This is a genomic window from Planomonospora algeriensis (assembly GCF_977012225.1).
Window position 1 is genome coordinate 1 of sequence record NZ_CDRNDK010000755.1, and the last position, 1,988, is coordinate 1,988.

1 protein-coding gene is annotated in these 1,988 nt (G+C 75.9%); it reads left to right on the forward strand.

Annotated elements, in window-relative coordinates:
* The coding region (locus ACWJ6R_RS35415; protein ID WP_449066393.1) for a non-ribosomal peptide synthetase at positions 1 to 1,988 on the forward strand (1,988 nt) is incomplete at both ends.

Sequence of the window (1,988 nt, forward strand, 5' to 3'; positions counted from 1 at the left end):
CGTCTCCGGCCGCCCGCCGGAGCTGCCCGGCGTCGAGCGCATGATCGGCCTGTTCATCAACACGCTGCCCGTCCGGGTACGGCTCCGCCCCGGCGAGACCCTGTCCGGGTTGCTGGCGCGCGTCCAGGCCGAACAGGCCGAGCTGCTGCCCCACCACCATCTCGGCCTGGCCGAGATCCAGGGTCTCCACGGCGCGGGCCGGCTGTTCGACACCATGACGGTCCTGGAGAACTACCCCGCGGGCACCGCCGCGACGGAGATCACCGGAGGGCTCCGGCTCGCCGGGGCCGGGGGGACCGACGCCACGCACTACCCGCTCGCCTTGGCCGTCACCGGCGGGCGGTCCGTCTCCCTGCGCCTGGACCACCGGTCCGACGTCTTCCCCCCGGACGAGGCCGGGCGGCTCCTGGACCGGCTCGTCCGCCTGCTCGAAACCGTGGCGGCGGACCCCGACGTGCCGCTGACCCGGCTCGACCTGCTGACCGACGGCGAACGCGCCCTCGTCCTGGCGCCGCCGGAACGGGAGGCGTTCCCGCCGGAGGGGAGCGTGGTGAGCGCCTTCGCCGCGCAGGCGGCCCGGACCCCGGACGCCGAGGCGGTCGTGGCGGACGGGGAGAGCCTGACCTACGCCGAGCTCGACCGGAGGGCCGCCCGGCTCGCCCGCCGGCTGGCCGCGCTCGGCGTGCGTGCGGAGACCCCGGTCGCGGTCCTGCTGGACCGCTCGGCGGAGGTCGCCGTGGCGACCCTGGCGATCGCCAGGGCCGGCGGGGCGTACGTGCCGCTCCACCACGGCCACCCGCCCGGCCGGATGAGCTGGGTCATGGCCGACACCGGCGCGCCCGTCCTGATCACCGACCGCGACCCCGGCTTCGCCTGCGACGCCGCGGTGCTCCGCCTCGACGTTCCGGACCGCCCCGACGCTCCGGACATTGAGGATGATACGGACTATTCGGGCGCTCTGGACCGTGAGGGTGATTCAGACTGCCTCGACGCTCTGGACCGCGAGGACGCTACGGACACCGGGCCCGGGGCGGACCCGGTGCGGGCCCGGATCCACCCCGACCGGCTCGCCTACGTGATCTACACGTCCGGTTCGACGGGCACCCCCAAGGGCGTGGCCGTACGGCACCGGGACGTCCTGGCCCTGGCCGCCGACCACCGGTGGACCGGGCGGCACCGGCGGTTGCTGATGCACTCGCCGCACGCCTTCGACGCCTCCACCTACGAGCTGTGGGTACCGCTGCTGACCGGCGGCACGGTCGTCGTCGCGCCGCCCGGCGAGCTGGATCCCGGCCGTCTCCGGGACCTGGTGGCACGGCACCGGCCGACCGCCCTGTTCATCACGACCGCGCTGTTCAACCTGGTCGCCGAGGAGGACCCGGGCGCGTTCGGCGCGCTGGAGGAGGTCCTCACCGGGGGCGAGGCCGCCTCGCCGGAGGCGATGCGCCGGGTGCTCCGGGCCTGCCCGGACACGGTGCTCGGACACGTCTACGGCCCCACCGAGACCACGACCTACGCCACCTACCACGCCGTCCGAGCCGTCCCGGACGCCTCCGCGCCGCCCATCGGCCGGGCCCTGGACGGCATGCGCGCCCACCTGCTCGACGGCCTCCTCCGGCCGGTCCCGCCCGGCGCGATCGGCGAGCTGTACCTGTCGGGCGCGGGACTGGCCCGCGGCTACCTGGGCCGCCCCGCCCTGACCGCCGAGCGCTTCACCGCCTGCCCGTACGGCACGGGCGAGCGGATGTACCGGACCGGCGACCTGGCCAGGTGGACGGCCGGCGGCGAGCTGGAGTACGTCGGCCGGACCGACGCCCAGGTCAAGATCCGGGGTTTCCGGATCGAGCCGGGAGAGGTCGAGGCGGCGCTGCTCCGGCATCCGTCGGTCGGCCAGGCGGCGGTGGTCGCGCGGGACGACCGCCTGATCGCTTACGTCACCGGCCCCGCGGCCCCGCCCGCCCGCCGACCCCGCCGACTCATCGTCCGGC